This is a genomic window from Bacillus yunxiaonensis, assembly GCF_037104695.1.
Lineage (GTDB): Bacteria > Bacillota > Bacilli > Bacillales > Bacillaceae_G > Bacillus_A > Bacillus_A yunxiaonensis.
The window spans coordinates 509,212-531,550 of sequence record NZ_JBAWSV010000004.1; the positions used below are offsets into that span (position 1 = coordinate 509,212).

At 31.9% G+C, this 22,339-nt stretch carries 15 protein-coding genes, 1 pseudogene, 1 riboswitch and 1 other annotated feature; of the genes and pseudogenes, 9 read left to right on the plus strand and 7 right to left on the minus strand.

Features of this window, described 5'->3' with window-relative positions:
* Positions 1-20: 20 nt before the first annotated feature.
* Positions 21-1,217 (minus strand): MFS transporter, encoded by a 1,197-nt coding sequence (locus WAX78_RS14730; protein WP_336482999.1) that lies wholly within the window; start codon positions 1,215-1,217, stop codon positions 21-23.
* A 219-nt stretch (positions 1,218-1,436) separates the two neighbouring features.
* Positions 1,437-1,697: a binding site (T-box leader), on the plus strand.
* Between the two features lie 73 nt (positions 1,698-1,770).
* Between WAX78_RS14730 and asnA the strand changes: the two genes are divergently transcribed.
* Positions 1,771-2,754 (plus strand): aspartate--ammonia ligase, encoded by a 984-nt coding sequence (gene asnA / locus WAX78_RS14735; RefSeq protein ID WP_336483000.1) that lies wholly within the window; start codon positions 1,771-1,773, stop codon positions 2,752-2,754.
* Positions 2,755-2,792: 38 nt separating this feature from the next.
* Here asnA and WAX78_RS14740 read toward each other — a convergent pair whose 3' ends face one another.
* Positions 2,793-4,022, minus strand: a complete 1,230-nt coding sequence (locus WAX78_RS14740) for an aspartate kinase (protein WP_336483034.1) — start codon at positions 4,020-4,022, stop codon at positions 2,793-2,795.
* A 234-nt stretch (positions 4,023-4,256) separates the two neighbouring features.
* Positions 4,257-4,444: riboswitch (Lysine riboswitch) on the minus strand.
* A 332-nt stretch (positions 4,445-4,776) separates the two neighbouring features.
* Here WAX78_RS14740 and WAX78_RS14745 point away from each other — a divergent pair.
* The 5 genes from WAX78_RS14745 to WAX78_RS14765 all read left to right on the plus strand — a co-directional run bounded on the left by WAX78_RS14745 (position 4,777) and on the right by WAX78_RS14765 (position 10,013).
* Positions 4,777-6,039, plus strand: a complete 1,263-nt coding sequence (locus WAX78_RS14745) for an MFS transporter (RefSeq protein ID WP_336483001.1) — start codon at positions 4,777-4,779, stop codon at positions 6,037-6,039.
* Between the two features lie 239 nt (positions 6,040-6,278).
* Entirely contained in the window at positions 6,279-6,569 is a 291-nt protein-coding gene (locus WAX78_RS14750; protein WP_336483002.1) for a GYD domain-containing protein, read from the plus strand.
* A gap of 578 nt (positions 6,570-7,147) precedes the next feature.
* Positions 7,148-7,792, plus strand: a complete 645-nt coding sequence (locus tag WAX78_RS14755; protein ID WP_336483003.1) for a hypothetical protein — start codon at positions 7,148-7,150, stop codon at positions 7,790-7,792.
* A 17-nt stretch (positions 7,793-7,809) separates the two neighbouring features.
* Entirely contained in the window at positions 7,810-9,045 is a 1,236-nt protein-coding gene (locus WAX78_RS14760) for a glutathionylspermidine synthase family protein (RefSeq protein ID WP_336483004.1), read from the plus strand.
* 278 nt (positions 9,046-9,323) lie between these two features.
* A complete protein-coding gene (locus tag WAX78_RS14765; RefSeq protein ID WP_336483005.1) occupies positions 9,324-10,013 on the plus strand; it encodes a 4'-phosphopantetheinyl transferase family protein in 690 nt (229 codons plus the stop codon).
* A 230-nt stretch (positions 10,014-10,243) separates the two neighbouring features.
* On the opposite strand, the gene WAX78_RS14770 is transcribed toward WAX78_RS14765, so the two are convergent.
* From WAX78_RS14770 to WAX78_RS14790, 5 genes are read right to left on the minus strand one after another with little or no spacing between them, the layout of a single operon-like run.
* Positions 10,244-10,969, minus strand: coding sequence for a thioesterase II family protein (locus tag WAX78_RS14770; protein ID WP_336483006.1), 726 nt, complete (start codon positions 10,967-10,969; stop codon positions 10,244-10,246).
* A 57-nt stretch (positions 10,970-11,026) separates the two neighbouring features.
* Positions 11,027-12,745 carry an ABC transporter ATP-binding protein gene (locus WAX78_RS14775; RefSeq protein WP_336483007.1) on the minus strand — a complete coding sequence of 573 codons (1,719 nt, stop codon included), beginning with the start codon at positions 12,743-12,745 and terminating at the stop codon, positions 11,027-11,029.
* Between the two features lie 27 nt (positions 12,746-12,772).
* Complete coding sequence (locus WAX78_RS14780) at positions 12,773-12,979, minus strand: hypothetical protein (protein WP_336483008.1); 207 nt, start codon at positions 12,977-12,979, stop codon at positions 12,773-12,775.
* A 3-nt stretch (positions 12,980-12,982) separates the two neighbouring features.
* Positions 12,983-13,687 (minus strand): ABC transporter permease, encoded by a 705-nt coding sequence (locus tag WAX78_RS14785; RefSeq protein WP_336483009.1) that lies wholly within the window; start codon positions 13,685-13,687, stop codon positions 12,983-12,985.
* Positions 13,675-14,421 (minus strand): ABC transporter ATP-binding protein, encoded by a 747-nt coding sequence (locus tag WAX78_RS14790; RefSeq protein ID WP_336483010.1) that lies wholly within the window; start codon positions 14,419-14,421, stop codon positions 13,675-13,677. The genes WAX78_RS14785 and WAX78_RS14790 overlap by 13 nt, the downstream gene beginning before the upstream one ends.
* A 332-nt stretch (positions 14,422-14,753) precedes the next feature.
* Here WAX78_RS14790 and WAX78_RS25200 point away from each other — a divergent pair.
* From WAX78_RS25200 to WAX78_RS14805, 3 genes and pseudogenes are all read left to right on the plus strand, one after another.
* Positions 14,754-15,039: pseudogene (locus tag WAX78_RS25200) on the plus strand (transposase); the annotation flags it as partial.
* Positions 15,040-15,739: 700 nt separating this feature from the next.
* Positions 15,740-18,880, plus strand: coding sequence for a non-ribosomal peptide synthetase (locus WAX78_RS14800; protein WP_336483011.1), 3,141 nt, complete (start codon positions 15,740-15,742; stop codon positions 18,878-18,880).
* Positions 18,881-18,882: 2 nt separating this feature from the next.
* A partial coding sequence (locus tag WAX78_RS14805; protein ID WP_336483012.1) for a non-ribosomal peptide synthetase occupies positions 18,883-22,339 on the plus strand: 3,457 nt, incomplete at its 3' end.

The window sequence follows — 22,339 nt, forward strand, 5'->3', positions numbered from 1 at the left end:
AAAAATGTATTGTATGCAAACTAATCATTTTGATTAACTTGTATCTTTTCGTAGAAATAATGTTGCTTTTTTCGTAAAGAAAGTGACATTAGGATAGATAAGAATAAGATAGAGAAAATAATAAGTACGACATATTTAAATATTATCTTTGTCCCGATATACGGACCTACACTAGACCCTAAAAATAAAGTAAATGTATAAAGTGCCATCGCAACTTCTTTTCTTTCTTCACTTATTTGTCCAATATGAAAAATGATAGAAGGTAATACAATTGAAATTCCTGCTGCAAATACAATCGTAGTTATAGAGAGAAAGTACATGTTATCCTCTTTCAAGAACAAGAGTATTTCCGTGCAAGTTATGATAAGTCCTAGTGTAATCATTTTTGGGGCTCCAATACGTGTTATAAAGTTATTTATGAAAGGAGAAATAGACATTCCAATTATTCCAAGGCATTGGAATAGTACAATTTCATGACTCGTAAGGTGATACGTTTTTATTAACACATGATGTAAAGAACTATAAATTGCAACGAATGAAAGAAATTGAGTAAAGGTAATTGCTAAACAAATTGCCAAGTAACGATTTTGGAATAATTTAAACATATCAAACCAGTAGGCGATAGATAATGGACGATCACTTTTGATAGATGTAGGCAGAATGAAATATAAAATTGTTGCATAAAAAAGATGAATGAAAGCAAAAAGATAAAAAAGAATAGGAAAAGTGTATTGAGATATAAACCAATTACTGAATATTTGCCCTAAGATGCTAGACATTGTGAACGCTGTACTTAAGATTCCTATGACATAGCCTTGATGTTTTGGAATAAACAATTCAAATGCATATGCAAAAGCCAGGGGCGTAAATGTAGCTGCTACTATTCCTTGAAGAGCTCTAAGGAACAAAAATAGGTTATATATTTTGCAAAAGCCAATCGTCAGTGTACAGAAAGATAAAGCAAATAGACCGAAAACTAATATGTTCTTCTTACCAAATCGTTTGGAAAGAGGAGTGGAAATTAGGAAACCGATGGCGTAGAAAATGGAAAACACGCTGCTTGAGAGATATGCAATATCTTTGGAAATTTGAAAATGTGATATAAGTTGGCTTTCGATTGGAATCATGATGAATCCTTGAGAAACAACGCTGATTCCAGTCGTGCAAAATAAAAATACATATAACCATTCAGGGGCTTTATTAGTTAAGCTACGCATGAAGATTCTCCTTATATTTTATCTGTACTAATAAGACAGTATAATTTATTGAAGTGTGACACATTGTATTTATAGAACTGCTTTCAAATATTTTCTCATCACATACTATTTGAAAAACCGTAAAATAAAGAATTGAAAAATATTTTAAAACTTTTTGTTGACTTTCTTATTTTTTTGTATAAAATAAACATTAATAAAATGTTTCAGAGATGTGACAGTAAAACGACTGTGAAAGGAAGAGTAGTAATAGGACGTAGTCCAAGCGAGTCAGGGGTGGTGTGAGCCTGATACGAAGCCTGTTATGAAGAACCTCCTGGAGTCGCTAACCGAAATCCTTTTTAGGAAAGTAGACTTAGCCGGGAACTTCGCCGTTACAAGAAGAACAGTATCGAGATATCTCTAATCTCCGTACTGAATAAGTGAGCAACCTCTGTTGCTAATTTGGGTGGTACCGCGGAACCAAAGTCTTTCGTCCCAGTTTTTTTGGGAAAGAAGGGCTTTTTTTATTGGTTTCTTTCCTCACTACATCAAAACATTTTAGGAGGAAAACAACATGTACCAAACATTAATGACAGTAAGAGAAACACAAATCGCAATTAAGGAAGTTAAAACATTTTTTGAAGAGCAATTATCAAAACGTCTTGGATTATTCCGCGTATCTGCACCATTATTTGTAACGAAAAAGTCAGGATTAAACGATCATTTAAACGGTGTAGAGCGTCCAATTGAATTTGATATGCTGCATTCAGGAGAAGAGTTAGAAATTGTACATTCACTAGCGAAATGGAAAAGATTTGCTCTGCATGAATATGGATATGAAGCTGGTGAAGGTTTATATACAAACATGAACGCAATTCGCCGTGATGAAGAACTTGATGCAACGCATTCCATTTACGTTGATCAATGGGACTGGGAAAAAATTATTCAAAAAGAATGGCGTACAGTAGATTACTTACAAGAAACAGTAAGAACAATTTATGGAATATTCAAAGAATTAGAGGGGCATTTATTTGAAAAATATCCGTTCCTTGGTAAGTACTTACCGGAAGATATCGTATTTATCACATCTCAAGAGCTTGAAGATAAATATCCAGAATTAACACCGAAAGATCGTGAGCATGCAATTGCGAAAGAATACGGTGCAGTCTTTATTAGCGAAATTGGAGGGGCGCTGCGCTCTGGTGAAAAACATGATGGACGTGCATCTGACTACGATGATTGGAAATTAAACGGAGATATCTTATTCTGGAATCCAGTACTCCAGTCTTCATTTGAATTATCATCCATGGGTATTCGTGTTGACAGCAAATCTCTTGATGAACAATTAACAATAAAAGGGGAAGACTTCAAACGTGAATATGATTTCCATAAAGGTATTTTAGAGGACGTACTTCCACTTACACTTGGCGGTGGCATTGGACAATCAAGAATGTGCATGTACTTCTTACGCAAAGCACATATTGGCGAAGTTCAAACTTCTGTATGGCCAGATGAAATGCGTGAAGAGTGCAAAAAGCAAAACATTCACTTATTCTAAAAAGAAAACAAGGGGTGCATGTGCATCCCTTGTTTCATTTAATTTACTGATACGAGAGGCTCAATTTTTGCCATAAATGATTCATGAAGTGCTTCCACACCTTTTACTAAGTTAAGACGATCAATAACTACAGAGACTTTAATCTCAGATGTACTTACCATTTTAATATGAATATTCTCTTCTTGTAATGTTGAGAACATTTGAGCAGCTACACCTGGATTGGACACCATACCTGATCCAACAATTGATACTTTCGCCAAATGATTTTCATATTCTACAGATTCATAGTGCATAGCCTCACGATTTTCTTCCAGTACCGCTAGTGTTTCTTTTAAGTCATTCGAATGAATAGAGAAGGATAAATGTACAGTTCCTTCATTTGTAATACTTTGAATAATAATATCTACATTAATATGAGCACTCGCTAATATAGAGAAGATTGTAGAAAGTTTTCCTTGGTGTAATCCTTTAATAGTTACGCGCGTAATATTGTCTTCAAATGCAATGCCTTTTACGATTGATTGTTGTTCCATGTTACATTCTCCCCTTACGATTGTTCCGTTTTCATGTTTCATACTTGAGCGAACTTCTAATATAACATTATGATTTTTCGCAAACTCTACCGCTCTTGGATGAAGTACACCAGCACCAAGGTTGGCAAGTTCTAGCATTTCATCATAGGAAATTTCATCTAATTTGTAAGCATCTTTTACAACTCGTGGATCAGTTGTATAAACACCTGTTACATCTGTGTAAATATCACATTTTTTTGCTTTTAATGCTGCAGCTAATGCGACTGCAGTTGTATCAGAACCGCCTCGACCAAGTGTTGTAATTTCTTGTTCTGCACTTAATCCTTGGAAACCGGCTACAACGACAATGGTTCCTTTTTGTAAATAAGATTGAATACGCTTTGTATTAATATCAGTAATTCTTGCGCTGCCGTGTACAGATTCTGTTGTAATACCTGCTTGCCAGCCTGTTAGTGAAATTGCAGCATAACCTTTCGCTTGCAGAGCCATTGTTAATAAAGAAATTGAAATTTGTTCACCTGTTGTAAGTAGCATGTCCATTTCTCGTTTACTAGGCTGATCAGTAATACCAGCAGCTAAAGATACTAATTCATCTGTACTATGTCCCATCGCGGAAACGACCGCTACAATTCCATGTCCCCTTTCATGTTCTTCAATGACTAAATCCGCAACATGCTGAATACGTTCGATACTTCCAACAGATGTACCACCAAATTTTTGAACAATAAATTCCATCATGAGAGCCCACTTTCAATTTAATATTGGTTAATAGATTAGGAAAAATGTTGTTAAACATAAGATGGGAAATATAGATCCCTTTCATTCCTGTAAGTTACCGAAAGTAAATAAAAAAACACCATCTCAAATAGGTGAGGATGGTGCTGTTACAGGAAAAGGGAAACAGAAAACGGAGCTAATAAAAAAACCGCCAAAAAAGAAGACGATCATAAAGAAACATGATCTCTCTTTTTTGTAGATAGCTCTTCATATATACACCGCTGTATATATGACAGTTCTGTTTCTATTCGAAAACAGCCCCAATTTATATGTTCAGAGAAACATATAAATTTCGGCAACTTTTCCTTTCTTCTAAACTCACTGACAATCCCTGTGTCTCCTTTAGAATACTCATAAAAGTTGCAACCTCTATCTCACGTCGTTCGGCGAGAGTAATTGGTTGTATGAAGTTGTTGGTAACATTTGTTCCATAGTAATCAAAAAGTTGGAAGAAATCAAGTAGGTTATAATTATTCGGAAAATTAAAACTATTTATCAACTTAATAATGTAAAGTCATTATATAGGTTACATAGATGATTAGAAAGGTCATTTTATCCCGCACTAACGAGTAGAAAAACTAGCTATCAATGGGAGAGAAAGAAAAAATATTGTAATAAAAAGATGATTAAAAGTTAGGAATTTTAAAAATAATTACATTTAAATGCTATAATAAAATGTATTATTTTCCTGTTTTAGGAAAGGAGGAAAGGTATGCAAGGAGAGATACAAAAACAAAGAAGTTCAAGTTATATAAGTAATTTATTATTACCTATTACAAAGTCACGTCATTTTACTTTTTTATGGATTGGACAACTCTTTTCAGTTCTTGGAAGTTCAATTACAATGGTCATACTTCCAGTGGTTGTATATACGCTAACAGGCTCAACAGTTGTTATGGGGATAACAATGACAATGTATATGCTTCCGAACGTGCTTATTTTACCGTTTTCTGGATTAATTGTAGATCGTCTTAACCGTGTTAAATTGATGTTACTTACTGATATTGTTCGGGGGATATTAATGACAACGCTAGCAACGCTCATGTTTACTGATACATTAACGATTCATATTTTATATGTATTGGTAGCATTGTATGGCCTGATGGAAGGGCTATTTCAACCAGCCTATTCAGCAGTTCGAGCAAGAGTATTTGTGCCGGAAATTCGGAATGCAGCTAATGCATTAACGCAAATGAGCAGCCAAGGTGTACGTTTAATTGGTCCAGCACTTGGGGGGATCATTGTTTCTATTGCATCAGCAGGTATAGGTTTTGGCTTAGATGCATTGACATATTTGCTCTCTTTTGCATGTTTATTATTTTTGAGAGATTTGACAGCAAAAAAAGCGCAAGACGAGGCAGATAATAAAGTGAACTTTAAAAAAGATTTCATTGAAGGAATTGTAGTATTAAAAAGCCATCCGTGGTTATGGATTACAATTTTAGCATTTTCGTTTATTAATATTTGTCACGCGGGTATTGTAGTCGTCTTAATTCCTTGGTTATTTAATATTCATCATCACTTTGAACCTTTTGTTTACGGCCTCGGAATGGCATTTTCTGGCGGAGGTGCTGTTGTTGCTGCTCTTATTTTTGGAGGGAAACAGAAGTGGCATAAACGTGGTTTATTGGCTTATGGTGGTGTTTTAATTAGTGGATTGGCGCTTTTAATAATGCCTTTTGTCTCATGGGCACCAGCATTAATTGGATTAATGGCTATTGAGGGGTTTGGCATTATGATTTTCGGCTTAATTTGGGAAACGAGTTTGCAAGAGCTTGTGCCGGAAGAAGCATTTGGTAGAGTTGTTAGTCTCGATATGCTTGGATCCTTTGCGCTATTACCGTTAGGGTATTTGATAGTTGGATGGTTGGCCAATATAATTGGTGGCATTTTGACTATCATCATTTTAGCGATTGCGGCTGTTGTAGTGGTTCTGATCGCTTTATCTGTTCCGAGTATTCGTCAATTTGATTGATCATCTCATCTACAAAAAGAGTAAGTTATGCCTCTTTTTATAGATGAATGTTTGTTAATATGTCCTTTCTGATTAAAATGATTAAAAAAGAAGAAATGCGTCATCATGTAGTGGCTTTAATGGGAAGTATGTAAAGTAGAAGAAATTCACCTAAGAAGAATGATAATTTAATATTTTATCGAGTAATGAATATAAGGTATTATCTGTTTTTATTCTTAATTAAATAAGAGGAGGTTCTTATGCAAAAATATATACTTCTTGCAAAGTTTACTCGTGAAGGAAATGTAAATATAAAAAATATTAGTGAACGTTTTTCTAACTTACATAAGAATTATGAACGATTTGGTGGACGTATTTTAACTGCTTATGCCATCGTAGGTGAATACGATATGGTTATTACTTTTGAAGCACCTGACACATTAGCAGTAAAGAAAATTGATTTAGCAGGAAAATTACCAGGAATGGTAGAAACAAAGATTTTTCCACTATTGGATATGGACGAATTTCAGCAACTAGTAATTGAAATCTAAGTTATAAGATATGGTGTTTTCTATTCAGGATTGATTTTATAATTTTTTACAAATTTATTCTAGCTATCCTTGATATCGAAGGCTAGCTTTTTTCATTTTTTTCATGTGAATGAAATGTCTCTTTTTCTAGTTGTATTTGTTTTTGTAGGAGGAGTTCTAGTATGATGTCAGCAGCGGCAAGGGCATTTCATACAGATGACAGGTATCTGTCTCTATTCATATGTATTATTGTTAATCATTGTTACTATTGCAGGGTATTTGAGTACATACTTGATTGGATAACAATCATCATTACATGATAATAGGGCTTTTTAAAGGAAGATGCCATTTTAAATGGTTAGTTAAATAAAAACGATCTTATTTCTATAGGAATTCGTTATATATAGCAATCCATAATCGTATAAGTATTGAGTGTAAGAAAGCGCAATTATAGGATGACATTAGAAACAACTTTCGAGTCAAATAACTATAAATATATGATAGTAATGTTAAAAATAAAAAAGAGTAAATTTTATTTTTACGATATAATTACATTATATAGAAAAATTGTATATTTCATAAAGGAGGAGTCGTTTTGTATGAAGATGGAGCATAAAAAGTTTGTGAAAATCGCTGCCAGCTTAGGGATTTCGACTTTTTTGTTAGCAGGATGTGCTAGTGATGATGAAGAACAAGATGTTTCAATTACAGATACTAATCAAAATCAAGATGTAAAAGATAGCAAGCAATGTCCACCTGAATCTAAAAATCAAGATAAGGAATGCTTTGAGAACCTTCCGCAAGAAGGACCTGTAAATAAAACTTCTTCTAATTATAATAATCAAACATATACAGACAATGGTATGAGCTGGGGGGGTATTATTTTACCATTTGCAGCAGGTTACATGCTCGCGAACATGGGGAATCGTGGTAATGGATTCATGAATGGGAAAATGTTAGATAGACAGGGAGGGAATAATTTTACTCCTCTCATGAAGAATCAAAGCCCTTGGAATCCAGCTCTAAACTATGACAAGGAACAAAAAGATAAGGGTACCTCTTCAGGAGGAGGAGGAGTGGGAACCTCTTCTAATGGAAATAAAGTAGATTTGAATAAATCTACACAGTCATCTCCAAACGGTACGGAGACAACTACTAAAGGGGGGCAATCATCAACACCTGGGGCGACTACACCGAATGGTTCGAGTGGTATAGGGAATTCGAAAGCACCAGCTGGTTCTTAAGTTAAGGAGGAAAATAGATGCTGTCTGAATATGAAGAAAAACAATATATGAAAAAATGGTTTTCACTTTCTGAAAAAGCAGCTGAAGGCGGATTTACATGGCCGAGTTTACGAGAAAACGATGAATGGTGCCAATACATGTCTACGGGTATATACCGAATGTCAGCTACGCAATTTGAAGCTATCCAAATTGCTACAGTTCATGTAAGGGATATTTTCCAAAGGACATACGAATATTTATGTGAGCATAGAGAAAGTTTTTTAAAGCTAAAGTTCCCAATTGAAACATGGGAAGTGGCTAGAATGGAACATAAAAACATATTTTCATATTTTACTCGTTTCGATTTTATTGTCAATGATTATGATATTAAACTAATTGAAATGAATTCAGATACTCCTACAGGTTATTTAGAGCCATCTGTTGCGAATAAAGTACTATGTGATTATCATGGAGTATCACATCCGAACATAATTGAGATAAAACTGAAACAAACATGGAAACAAATCGTTGAGGATTACAATATTCAGCCCTATGAAAAAATTCATTTTACCAGCTACGATTGGCATGAAGAAGATTATCAAACGGTACAATTTATACGTAAGCATTGCACTGTGCAGAGTGATTACGTTGGAATTCAAAGTATTATTGTAGCGAAAGAGGGTTTATATACACCAGACGGTGCTAAAATTAACTATTTGTATCGATTATATCCATTAGAATATTTGGTAGATGATACGGATGAAGGTGGAAAGAAAATAGGATTACAGTTTTTAGATCACATTGCACAAGGACGGGTTAAAATTATTAATCCACCATCTGCATTTTTGATGCAAAATAAAGCAATACTTGCATTGATTTGGGAATTGTATGAAAAGAATGAATGGTTTACAACAAAAGAACAGCAAGTAATTGAAAAATATTTTTCACCTACATATTTTACGAACGAACCTCTCAAAAATGAGGATTATGTATCTAAAGCATACTTCGGACGTGAAGGCGGCGGTGTTTCTATTATTAATAATGGAAAAATTATTGAAGAAGATCAAACGGAATATTACTATAATCAAAATAAAATTTATCAAAAATATATAGAAATGCCAGATTGTACAATTGATACTTGGGACGGAGATTATACAGGAAAATTGTTAATTGGCTCTCACTTAATTGGCGGAGAAGCAGCTGGTGTATTTTTACGAGTAGGGGAAAAGATTACAGGTAATCTTTCCATGTTTATCGGTGTAACGACTGATTAATCATGTTTTTGCAATGAAAATGTGTAATACATAATTAAGAAAAGACAGGAGGTGTTACTGTAACTAAGTAACGCCTCCTGTCTTCTGACAAATCCTCCATATTTATCCCGCTATTCGCGGGCAGTACGACCCCCATCTCAAGCTGCAGAGAGAAGCGAGGAAGATAGGTGGGGGATAACTGCCCGTAAAAGCCCGATTGGTTCAACTAACCATCAGTGGGAGGTGAAAAAACTCTCCACTGATGGAAGTTTCACTTTATTTAAAGGGGAGTGCAAATTATGTTGATAATAAATTACGTAAAAATTAATGAGGATGTAACTATTAATAAGCTATTAGCTTTGAAACAATTTATTTCATCCGAGAGAGTGAATAATATAAAAAGGTTTAAATTTGAGGAAGATAAAATACGCTCAATTTTAGGGGAGTTACTTGTCAGATATACAATTTGTAAGAATTCAAATATTGAAAATTCCGATATTTATTTTAAAAAAAATGAATTTGGAAAACCATATATTGATTGTAATTATGGCATATATTTTAACTTGTCTCATTCTGGATCTTATCTCATATGTGCTATTAGTAATCAAAATATCGGAATAGATATAGAGAAAATTCAGGACATAGATATAGCTATAGCGCACAACTTTTTCTGCGATAGTGAATATGATGAAATTGCTTCCGCACCTGAGTCAAAAAAATATGAGTGTTTTTATTCATACTGGTGTTTGAAAGAAAGTTATATAAAATATATTGGAAAAGGATTAACAATTCCTCTTAATTCATTTTGCTTTGAAATGGTAGATAAAAATATAAAAGTGATTCAATCAAATGAAGAAAAAAAGGAAAAGTTTGCATTACTTTCTATCAGCAATAATTATAAAGCTGCGGTATGTTATTTAGCGGCAGAAATAGAAACAATTAGTGAAATAGCTTTGGATGATATTATTACTTATTTTATCCCGCATTAACGAGCAATAAGACCCCACCTTAAGATTCAGAGAGAAGCGAGGAATAAAGGTGGGGGGCTTACTGCTAGCATCGCCCGATTGGTGAGAGTTTCCATCAGTAGGAGATGAAAAACTCTCCACTGATGGAAGGTTCGCTTTATCAATCAAAAATGAAGTTATAATTCTTTAACCTAATTATTTTATACGAGAAATGAACTTCCGTTGTGCGAAACATAAAAAAACATCATATTTTAATATGATGTTTTTTGAAAAGTATGAATTGGATTGTTTATTATAAGTTTACATATCAATTCAGGGTATTCATTAATAAAAAAATGTCCCCCTTCAAAACGTGTGATGTTCTCAATATTTTCTAAATAATTTTCCCATTTTTTTTCATGAAATATAACTGAGCTGTCATTGATTCCATTTATCAAAGTAGTAGGGCACTTCAATTTGTAGTCATCATTAATATCATTGAAAGTTTCTAAAACGAGAAAATCAGCTCTAATTGAAGGTAATAAGTAGTCAATTAATTCTTGGCAATTCAGGATTTCTTCATCCATTCCACCCAATTCAGTAAGTTTCGAAATAAATTCCTTATTTGGAAGTGAAGAGATAGAATAAGAATCCTCCAAAATAACGTTTGGTGGTCTAGTACCTGACAAGTATAGATGCTTAATTTTGTATTTAGAAAACGTATTTTTTTCAACGTATTTTGCTATTGAATAGGCTAACAGTCCGCCCAAACTATGCCCAAACAATTGAATTTCTTCACCATACTTAGTATTCGTATCAATAAAATCTAATAAATCATTAATAAGTAAATCGTAATTTTCGATTAGTGGTTCATTACTTCTTTTTCCCCTACCAGGAAGTTCAATAGAGGCGAGTTCAATTTTAGGATATAGATTTTTTTTCCAATGATAAAAAATAGTTGAACTTCCACCCGCATAAGGTAAACAAAATAACTTCATAATTATATCCTTTCAATTATGTTATTTTTGTTTCTTTATATCCAATTTTCTGACTAATTAATTTACTAAAACTTTGTCAGGAATAGTATCTAATTGGTTACTATAGAAGTTGTAGAAAGAACCTTGTTTAACTGTTAAATCACTGAATGAACCATGTTCAATGATGGAACCTTTTTCAATATAAATAATCTCATCATATTGATTTAGGATACTTTCATCAATTTTGTGTGTGATTGAAATTACAGTAGTATCCTTAAGTGCTAAGAGTTTTGTTTCTAAATCTCTAGATGTCTTAATATCTAATGAAGATGTACCTTCATCTAAGATTAGTAGTTGCGGATTTCTTATAATGGATCTTGCAAATGCAGTACGCTGTTTTTGACCACCTGACAAATTAGCGCCATTTTCTCCAACCAAAAAGTGAACATCTGAATTTTTTTCTTCAATAAGTCCATCTAAACCACTAGATAGAATAGCTTCTCTAAATTCTTCTACATTGTAATTATTGTGAAGGCAAATATTAAAATGAAAAGAAGAATCAAAAAGGTAAACGTTTTGATGTAAAACTGATAATAGATTATTTAAACTTGTTCTGTTTAAATCTTTTAAACTAGTTTCATCATAAAAAATGTCACCAGAATAATTTTGATAATTTCCCGTTAAGAGCTTTATTAAAGTAGTTTTCCCACATCCACTTGGACCAACAATTGCGTATTTTTTCCCCTTCTCAAAACGTAAAGATATATTGTTCAAAATATTTTTCTCGCTATCACTGTCATATGAAAAAGATACATTATTTAAAATGATTTCATTTTCATATGTTGCAGGAGATCCTGAGATATTATCATTTTGAATACAAGCATTACTTTCGATTCTTTCTAAAATAGGCTTAGTACTTTTTATTTTAGGTACACTTTGCATAATAATCATAATTGGGTTTACAAAAAAGCTACTTAATTGAATAAGCGCAACTAATGCTCCAACAGTAATATTATCAATTAATACTAAATAAGCACCAATGAAAATTACTGATAGCATAGAGACAGTCGCAAGAACGTCTGATACAGTTGCATTCAATGTTAGAAGCTTATCAGCATTATACTTTACTTGCGCTAACTCTTTATTTTCATCCAAAAATTTATTTTTAATGAATTTATTCATATTATAGGACTTAATTACCTCAAACCCTGAAAAATAATCCTTTATTGATTTTGTAAATAAAGCATATTGTGCAGCTAATTCGTTTTGTTTAGCTTGCATATTTTTTCCAATCAAGCTTGGAACTATAAACATAACAAACAGAGCAACAAATAAATATGCAGCGACAATAGGACTGAATTTTAGGATGAGTACTAAAGTACCTACAAAGACAGCTATATTAGATAAAATTTCTAACATAGGAAGCAGATAATTCTCTTCAACTATTTTAATATCATTACTTAATAAAGAGATATAATCAGCAGAATTAACTTTAGCAAACTCATTTGTATTTTTGTTCATGATGCCTAAAAAAATGTCTGTTCTCATAGATTGTGTAATAATCTGAATCATTTTCTTTCCAAATAGTGTACTAAGGTATTTCAATACCCCAAGCAAAATGAAATAGATTAGCGCGATAATTATTGTCTTTCCAAATTGATTAAAATCTTTTTTGGTAGCTAGATCAATAACCTCTTGTAAGAGTAAAGCGACATATACAGTAGCCAAAGAACTTATAATAGTAAACAGAATAGTCAATAGAGAGATAATAGGTTTCTTTAAAATGTATTTTTTCATTTTTTCACCTTTCGAAGGATCGTACTTTTAAAGTACAATCCTTATTAGATTAAATACGCCTATGGCAAGTCCAATGACAATAAGGGTAGAACCAAATGTAGCTTTTTTTCGATTTTTAATTAATACCATCCCAATAATGATTAAAATAATACTAAACAGAATATTTGCACCTAATAATGTAGAATTACCTCCTCCAAAAAAGTCATCTAATTTCTTATCAATAAAGTTTTCCATACACTATACCTCCATTTTTTTTACATTATTAGTTAAGAAGAGAGTTGATACGACAGCTCCAATTAATATTAGAACTAAAAAGAGATTAAATAAATTTGCTACATTGGCACTATTAGATAGATTAAATACAATGTTGCAAAATATTGAACCTAGGATCACAGAAGAAAGAATTGTTGTTGGCACACTTTTTTTAATAAAACCAATACCTACTGAAATGACACCGATACTACTTGCTAACAACGAAAATTGAATCAAGCTATTTAAAAGATAGGATAATACGAATGAATCAGACATAAAATGAAGTATAGAATTTATAAGAATAAGACAAGGAAAGATAAATAATGAGCTTATTAGGTAAGCGCAGAATACAAAAATATAAACACTTACTAATTTAGCAATCATCATTTTTCTTCTGCTTATTGGATACATAAAGAGTAGTGTGGCTTGTTTTGCATTGTAAGCTTCAACAATTATTTTGGAATACATAACCGAACTTAGTACACCAAAAGCAACTAGAATCATTGATTGACCAAGCGGAATTAAGGATTTGTAAAAGGTGAAATTTTGCATTTCAACATCACCTTCATTATAGGAAACATAGCCCAATAGGGTAATTAAACCAAGCAAAACAGCAGTTATAGCAACAGTAGCAATTAAATATGTTTTTAAGTCTACCTTTTTCAGTTCAAGCTTAATTAGTTCGCGCATTTTAATGCTCCTCCTGTTACGATATTTAAGAAAAGTTCCTCTAATCCTTCAGGATGCTCATCTCTTACATCATCCATAGTTACTTCTGTTTTTAATTCGCCTTTTACAATAATTCCTATTTTGTCAGCAATATGTTCAATCTCACTTAAAATATGGCTAGAAATAATGAGAGTCATATTTTTATGTTGAACTAGGTCCAAGAAAAGTTGTCTCATTTCTCGAATTCCCATTGGATCAAGCCCATTAATAGGTTCATCTAAAATGAGTAGTTTTGGATTATGGACAATTGCTCTAGCAATTGCTAATCTTTGTCGCATCCCAAGAGAATAATTAGAGACCGGTTGATTGTTTGTAGGTTCGAGACCTACATCTTCAAGAGCTTTAGCAATATCACCGTTAGAGCAATTCATATATTTAAGATGAATTGCAAGATTTTCAGTAGCTGAAAGATGTTCAATAAAAATAGGAACTTCGATAATGCTACCAATATTTTTTAATATTTCCTTTTTTTGCGTTGCAATATTTCTGTTAAATACCTCAATTTTTCCATTAGTTACTTGTTGCAGCCCTGTAATGAGTTTAAATAAGGTAGTTTTTCCTGCACCGTTAGGTCCTAACAACCCATATATACTGCCTTCTTCAATAGTTAAATTAATTTTTTTAATTACATCATGACCATTGAACGTTTTAATAACATTCGATATTTTTAGTGGAGCATTATTTTGTTTTTTCATTTTAATCTCCTTTAATTAATATAATTTGTGATAACGAACTAGAAATATTAATAATATGAAATCCAAGAGTGTCAGATATGTTATAAAAAAATAAATTTATTATAAAATTTATTTTGATTCATTTTATAAATTGATAAGTTATACCAGAGATCTATTAGTAAAGCAAATGATTGTGAGAATTTATCAATATATTCTAGTTGTTCTTCAGAGAAATTGAATTCTTCTTTTGACTATTTTTTATCATCTCGAGTTAGTATCGTCATATAGACACAACTAAGTTAATTCAGCAAAATGTCCTTACAAAGGAGTGTCCATAGTACAACAAAATATTAATGAAGAAATTTCAAACAATGATGGCCGAATTCTATCGTTCTGGAAGAACAGTAAAAAAGTTAAGTATTGAATATGTCGTATCAGAGGTGACCGTCTATAAATGGATCAAAAAATATTCTCCCATTGTATAGTAGACGAAAAGGAACTGGCATCAAATGATGTAAAACAAATGCAAAAAGAGATGTTTCGTCTCAAAGAGGAGAATGAGATCTTAAAAAAGGCTATGACCATATGTGCCAGAAAATAAGCGATACGCAATTAATTGAGTTCATTGATGTTGAAAAGGCTGCCCGTATGACAATGCTTGCATCGAATCTTTTCACGCCTCTTTAAAGAAATAAGAAGTGTACCAAACAAGGTATGTGACATTTGATGAGGCAAAACCAGCACTCCTTTAATATATTGAAGGTTGGTACAACAGAAGACGAATTTACAGTGGCATTGGCCATCATACACCTCAAACGATGGAAGCGGCAGCACGTAAGATTGCTTAAAGACTTAACTTTTTAGCATCCAGAATATTGATGTAGATCCATCGGAAAAGTAGGCATCAGTTAAAATGATTTAAAAAACTAAAAATTCAGAATTACCAAGTGAGTTATTGGTTGTTAAATAAAGTTCTAGGTCTTCATTTATTATCACTAGTAACATTTTTAAATCCTTTTTCTAAAAAAAGATTAGATGCAACTTCAAGAATCAATTTGTAAGTATGTTTGAGGGTTTCTATTACTGCCATTTTCACGCCTTCTTAGCTTAAATACATGTTGTATGTCATGTTGTATGTATTTATACCATGCGGTTAAAAGCTCAGTCAATAACATTAGAATATCTAAATTTTAAAGGACAAAAACATACATTTAAGGGACAAAAACATTGAAAATATAAAAAAATATGCATACTTACATATATAGGTAGAATAGGGAATTTATTATACAAAAATCATTATTTGGTTTTAAATTTAATTATTTTTGAAGAGGGGAAAAGAATGAAAACTTTAATGTCAGAAGTACAAAAAAGGTTATTTGTTATCGATCAATCACAAAATGAAAATATTACTTACAATGTGCCAATGATTTTAAAATCTGATGGGGAAATAGATATCATTAAATTGAAAACGTCGTTAAATCATTTAATTCAAAGACATGAAATTTTGAGAACATCATTTAAGTTTGAAAATGGTCAGTACTATCAAGTTATTGATAATCCCTATGAAATTTCTATTGAAGAAAGTTCTATTTGTTCCAAATTAGATTTTGAAATTGAATCATTTATTAGACCTTTTAATTTATCTAGCAGTAAATTGTTTAGAGTCAAAGTACTTCATATGAGTGAATGTGACTACTTACTATTGGATTTTCATCATATTATTTTTGATGGTGGATCAATGAGACCTTTCTTCAATGAATTATCACAGCTATATAAAGGTGAAACGTTGAAAAAACAAACAATACAGTACCGAAATTATACGATGTGGAAAAATAGTCAAAATGAATTAAGGCATGAAAAGTTTTGGACTGATACATTCTCAGATGGGGCACCGGTATTAAATTTATATACAGATTATACTAGGGGACAGAATAAATCATATAAAGGAAAAGAGTTAAAAACCGTTTTAGATACTAAAATCCATTCTTCGATAAAGAGATTTTGCAAAGAAAACAAAATTAGTGAGTATTCTTTCCTTTTAGGTGCTTACTATATTCTCTTGAACAAAAATTCTTTACAAAAGGAAATAGTAGTTGGTACTCCAACAGCAGGAAGAAATCATCCTGAAACTCAAAATATGATTGGTATGTTTGTAAATACATTGGCTTTAAAAATGGAGATTGAAGAGGGCGTATCTCTTATTGATTTTTTAAAACAAGTTCATAAGAATTGCTTAGAGAGTTTTGAACATCAAGAATATCCATTTGAAAAATTATATGAAAAAATTCCATTTGAGTCTGATAGTTCAAGAAATCCAATTTTTGATACTATGTTTGTGTTGCAAAATAATGAAATGCCTGAATATATTTTGGGTGATTTAAAATTAGAAATGATCGATGTTAAAAATACAGTTTCAAAATTTGATTTAACCTTATCTATAGAAGAGTTAACCGAAGAATATAAATTATCGTGGGAATACTGCGCTGAATTATTTAATAATTCCACTATTTCGAGATATTCGGAACAGTTAATTCAAATTATTAAAGAATTAATTCTATATCCCTCTAAGAATTTAAACGACATTAATGTAACGAATACAAAAGAATTGGAGCTATTAGAGAAAGTCTTTAATAATCAAAAAAATTCTTTAGACAGTAAAGAAACAATTATCGATGTATTTTCAAAAATTGTTGAGAAGTATCCAAATAAAGTAGCAGTGAAATATTGTGAAGAAGAGATTACTTATCAAGAACTAGACATCAAATCAAGTATTGTTCGTAATAAATTGTACGATATTGGAATAAAAAAAGAGGAAATAATTGGATTGGTTACAGATAAATCAATTGAAATGATTATTGGGATGCTGGGAATTCTAAAAGCGGGAGCAGCTTATCTGCCTATTGATCCAGCCCATGCAACAAAAAGAGTAAATTATATGTTAAAGGATAGTTCTGTTAAGACTCTAATTCTAGGACCTATTCATTCATCAAATGTAAAAGTGGAAGAACTTGAGATGATACAAGAAATAATTAATTTAAAAAATTTAAGAGCGGAAGGAGTAGAGGAGAATCAAAAGATAAAATTTAATCAAAATAATCTTGCTTATATAATTTATACTTCCGGAACAACTGGAAATCCTAAAGGAGTAATGATTGAACATAAGGGAGTTGTTAATTTAGCTAAGGCACAAGCTGAAATTGGCGGATATACTCCTGAAGACGTCGTTTTACAATATTTTAATTATATATTTGATGGCTCTGTTTCAGAAATATTTTCTGCTTTACTAAATGGATGTACATTAGAGGTAATTTCTGAATCAATACGATTAGAACCAAGAGAGCTTATTAAAACCTTAGATAATAAACATTTTCAAGTTATACCCTCTATGTTTAGGACAATGATTGATTTTGCAGTTGATAATAATATGGTAGAAGAACTATTTAAGTTTAAGAAACTCTATTTAGCAGGTGAAGTGTTATCGCTAGATTTGGTGGAAAAAATAAAAAGTTTAGGTAAAGAAAAAATAAAAGATATCTATAATTTATATGGGCCGACAGAAAATACAGTATGTGCAACGAGTTATAATCTTGGCGCACTTAAAAGTGAAAATAGCATCCCAATTGGAAAACCAGTTACTGGAACAAAGGTTTCAATAATTCAAAATAATCAAAGATGCGGAGTTGGCTTAGTAGGTGAAATCTGTTTATCTGGTATCGGAATTGCTCGTGGATATTTGAATCTAGATACCATGACAAATGAAAAATTTATTCTAAGTCCGTTTGGTTCTAAAGAAATTTTCTATAAAACTGGTGATTTAGGAAGATGGAATGAGAATGGAGATATTGAATACCTTGGAAGAATTGACGATCAAGTAAAATTTAGGGGTTTTAGAATTGAATTAGGTGAAATAGAACAAAAATTAAGGAAAATAGAACATATTTTAGATGCTATTGTTATGATTAATAATGATACTGGTAATGAATATTTGGCAGCTTATTTATTGCTAAAGGAAGAAATATTAATAGATCAGATAAACGATGCTTTATCAGAAAATTTACCAGACTATATGATTCCTAGTTTCTATTTAGTAGTAGATAAATACCCGCTAACAGCGAGTGGGAAAATTGATAAAAAAGCTTTATCAATGCGGGGCAATTTATCAACAGTTCGAGATGATGTAGTGGAAGAAAAATATGATTTGACTCAAGTATTAGTTAAAGAAATTTATACAAATGTTTTACGTGTAGAACGAATCAGACTAGATGATAATTTCTTTAATTTGGGAGGAAATTCATTAAAAGCTATTCAAGTAGTAAATTCAATAGAAACAAATTTCAATATTAAATTCAACATAAAGGATGTTTTAGAGCTGAAGACTATTAGAAAAATTAGTGAAAAAATTGAAGAAGTATTAAAAGGAAATATTAATACTTCTTATGAGATGGAAAATATGCTAATTGGTGAAGCGGAGGAGCTATAGAAATGGTAAAAAAGTACAGGATGAGCTCTGCTCAAAAAAGATTATTTGCAATTGATCAATCGCAAGATGTTGGAATTTCATATAATATGCCTGTAATGATGAGTTTTGAGGGGAAAATTGAAAAAGATAAGTTACAAGATGCAATTAAAGGCCTTTCTGAAAAATATGAACTATTGAGAACCAATTTTGCTATCCATAATAATGAGTTTGTTCAGATTGTTAGTGACTCACAATTAGTTACATTAGATTACTGTAGCATTAAAAAAATAGAAGATATAGAAAGCTATTATGCAGATTTTATTCAACCGTTTGATTTAACAAGAGGTCCTTTGATGAGAGTTCAGTTGATTGAAGAATTCGATGGAATGGCTTATTTAATGATTGATATTCATCATATAATCGCTGATGGTGAATCAATTGGACTAATCTGGAGGGACTTATCGAAAGCATATGCAGGTGAAGAATTAGAAAAACCTAAAATTCAATATAAAGATTTTAGTGCTTGGGAAAATAAGCTTGATTTAACAAAACAAAAGGAGTTTTGGATAAATGAATTTAGGGAAGAAGTTCCAACAGTCGAATTAGTTACTGATTTCCCGCGAAAAAATAAACAAAGTTACAATGGAAAAGTAAAAATCAAATATCTTAATAAAGCATTAAATCCTAAAATTGCTAAGTTTTGTTCAGAGAATAGTTCAACTGAGTTTATCTTTTTTTTAGCAGTGTTCAATATCCTTTTGAGCAAATATGCTAGACAGAAAGATATTATTATTGGATCGCCATTTTCAGGGAGAATGAATGCTCAGTTACAAAATATGTTAGGAATGTTCGTCAATACCCTTCCTATTAAGACAGTAGTTGAGAGTAACGAAAATTTCTTGAATTATTTAGAACAAGTAAAAGAAAAGTGCTTTTCCATCTATGAAAATCAAAATTACCCTTTTGAAAATTTATTATCAGACCTTGATTTAACTAGGGATTCTTCTAGAAATCCAATATTTGATATTATGTTTGCTCAAGAGAGTGCTTCTGAAGCGGTTTACCTCGATAAATTTGAGGCAAAAATAATTAATCCAGAAATAGTTACTGCAAAATTTGATTTATCTTTAACTATGATATCAAAAAATGATGGGTATACAGTGGGATGGGAATATTGTACAGATCTATTTAAAGAAGAAACAATCGAGATTATGGCTGAGCACTATGAAACATTGTTAGAGAATGTTTTGAATAATCCTGGTTCTTTAATTAGTGAACTAAGCATGATTAACAGGGTTGAAGAAAAATTAATTTTAGAAGAATTTAATGAAACAGAAGCTTATTATCCTAAAGATAAAACAATAATACAATTATTTGAAGAACAAGCGATGCAAAACCCTAACGGTGTAGCTGTAGTTTTTGAAGGGGAAAATTATTCTTATAAGGATATTAATGGTCGAGCTAATGCTATTGGTGAAAAATTGAGAAATTTAGGCATTAAACCGGATGACATAGTAGGTTTAATAAGTGAAAGCTCTGTGGAAATGATTGTCGGAATATTAGGGATATTGAAATCCGGAGCTGCTTATATGCCAATTGATCCGAAGCATCCTATAGATAGGGTTAGCTATATGGTTCAAAATAGTGCGGCAAAGGTAATTTTATTTGGCCAAGGAGGAAACAGAACGCTAAATAAATTACTTGTTGAGTTTAATGAGTTAGAAACAATTGATTTATGTAGTGATAAAACTGAAATTAGTATTAATTTACCTCTTCTATCAAAGCCAAATAATTTAGCTTATATCATTTTTACTTCAGGCTCTACTGGTACCCCTAAGGGAGTAATGGTAGAGAACCGGGGTGTGGTGAATGTTAGTTATTGGCAAATTTTAAATGGAGAGATTGATAATAAAACTAGAGTTATACAAAATTATAATTATATATTTGATGCTTCTGTTTCTGAAATTTTCCCTACTTTAATAGCAGGGGGAACTTTGTTAATGCTATCGGAAGATGATAAAAAGAACCCTGGTAAGTATTTGGAATTATTGGTGAATTCGCAACTTTGTTGTGTCCCTTCAATGTTTAGAGAAATTTTAGAGTATGCAAAAGCACATAATTTAATTGATAAATTAATACAATTTGACAAATTGTATTTAGCTGCAGAAGCATTACCGATAGAATTACTAAAAGACTATATGAATAGTACTGGTAGGAATTTAGATCAGGTCTACAATATTTATGGACCAACTGAAACAACAGATTCTGCTATTTGTTATGATTTTTCAGGCATGAATAATGTAGAGAAAGTATTGATTGGTAAACCAATATCCAATTTAAAACTATATGTTTTAAATGAGAATCAGCTTTGCGGAATTGGGGTTCCTGGAGAGTTGTGTATTAGTGGTGATGGAATGACTCGGGGATATTTAAATAGACCAGAGTTAACAGAAGAAAAATTTGTAGAAAATCCATATCTTCCTGGCCAAAAGATGTATCGAACAGGTGATTTAGCGAGATGGACGCCAGATGGAAATATTGATTATCTTGGTCGAATAGACGAACAAGTAAAAATTCGAGGTTTCCGTATTGAATTGGGTGAAATTGAAAGTAAGCTAAGAGCACTACCAGAAGTGTCAGATGCTGCAGTGTTGGTGAAAGAAAATAATGGATCGAAGATCATTTGCGGATATATTATTACAGAATCTTCTGTAGAACCTGCTTATTTAAAAGAAGAACTAAGTCAAAACTTACCAGAATATATGATACCTGCATGCTTTGTTCAATTGGAAGAATTTCCGCGAACTCGAACAGGTAAATTAGATCGTAAAGCTTTACCAGATCCTAGTTTTACAGACCTAGAAGAATATATTGAACCTAGAAATGAGAGAGAAGAAGCTATTGTACAAGTTTTTCAAGATGTGCTAAATATTGATGGATTAATCGGAATCGATGCGAATTTCTTTTCATTAGGTGGAGACTCTATTAAGGCCATCCGAATTATTTCAAAGTTAAGAGAAAGAGGATATAGCTTAAAAGTTCCAGATATTATGGACAAAAAAACACCTCGAAGAATCGCACAATGCGTTCAAGTGAAAGAGGAAGTGCTAGAGATTGACCAATCGGAAGTTATAGGAGAAGTTCCGCTGATTCCAATTCAAAAAGCGTTTATGGCTCATAAAGGAATGGACAAGCATCATTTTAACCAATCCGTGTTCTTACAAATCCCTACGGGATTAGCGTTTCTACCTTTGAAGCAAGCGTTAAAATCGCTGACCATTCATCATGATATGTTAAGAGCTACTTATAAAGATGGGAAACAAATCATTCTATCTGTAGCGGATAGTGAATTCGTAGCGGTAGAAAGCTATGATTACACCGCATTCCCATTAGAAAAAGCGTATGCCATGGTTGATGAACAGTCTACTAAAATTCAAGCTAGTATGGATTTGGAAAACGGTCCGCTTTTAAGAGCTGGAG

What these genes read in the sequence shown, in the direction of transcription:
- WAX78_RS14730 (WP_336482999.1), bottom strand. Translation starts at nt 1,217, where the DNA reads ATGCGTAGCTTAACTAATAAAGCCCCTGAATGGTTATATGTATTTTTA.
- asnA (WP_336483000.1), top strand. Translation starts at nt 1,771, where the DNA reads ATGTACCAAACATTAATGACAGTAAGAGAAACACAAATCGCAATTAAG.
- WAX78_RS14740 (WP_336483034.1), bottom strand. Translation starts at nt 4,022, where the DNA reads ATGGAATTTATTGTTCAAAAATTTGGTGGTACATCTGTTGGAAGTATC.
- WAX78_RS14745 (WP_336483001.1), top strand. Translation starts at nt 4,777, where the DNA reads ATGCAAGGAGAGATACAAAAACAAAGAAGTTCAAGTTATATAAGTAAT.
- WAX78_RS14750 (WP_336483002.1), top strand. Translation starts at nt 6,279, where the DNA reads ATGCAAAAATATATACTTCTTGCAAAGTTTACTCGTGAAGGAAATGTA.
- WAX78_RS14755 (WP_336483003.1), top strand. Translation starts at nt 7,148, where the DNA reads ATGAAGATGGAGCATAAAAAGTTTGTGAAAATCGCTGCCAGCTTAGGG.
- WAX78_RS14760 (WP_336483004.1), top strand. Translation starts at nt 7,810, where the DNA reads ATGCTGTCTGAATATGAAGAAAAACAATATATGAAAAAATGGTTTTCA.
- WAX78_RS14765 (WP_336483005.1), top strand. Translation starts at nt 9,324, where the DNA reads ATGTTGATAATAAATTACGTAAAAATTAATGAGGATGTAACTATTAAT.
- WAX78_RS14770 (WP_336483006.1), bottom strand. Translation starts at nt 10,969, where the DNA reads ATGAAGTTATTTTGTTTACCTTATGCGGGTGGAAGTTCAACTATTTTT.
- WAX78_RS14775 (WP_336483007.1), bottom strand. Translation starts at nt 12,745, where the DNA reads ATGAAAAAATACATTTTAAAGAAACCTATTATCTCTCTATTGACTATT.
- WAX78_RS14780 (WP_336483008.1), bottom strand. Translation starts at nt 12,979, where the DNA reads ATGGAAAACTTTATTGATAAGAAATTAGATGACTTTTTTGGAGGAGGT.
- WAX78_RS14785 (WP_336483009.1), bottom strand. Translation starts at nt 13,687, where the DNA reads ATGCGCGAACTAATTAAGCTTGAACTGAAAAAGGTAGACTTAAAAACA.
- WAX78_RS14790 (WP_336483010.1), bottom strand. Translation starts at nt 14,421, where the DNA reads ATGAAAAAACAAAATAATGCTCCACTAAAAATATCGAATGTTATTAAA.
- WAX78_RS14800 (WP_336483011.1), top strand. Translation starts at nt 15,740, where the DNA reads ATGAAAACTTTAATGTCAGAAGTACAAAAAAGGTTATTTGTTATCGAT.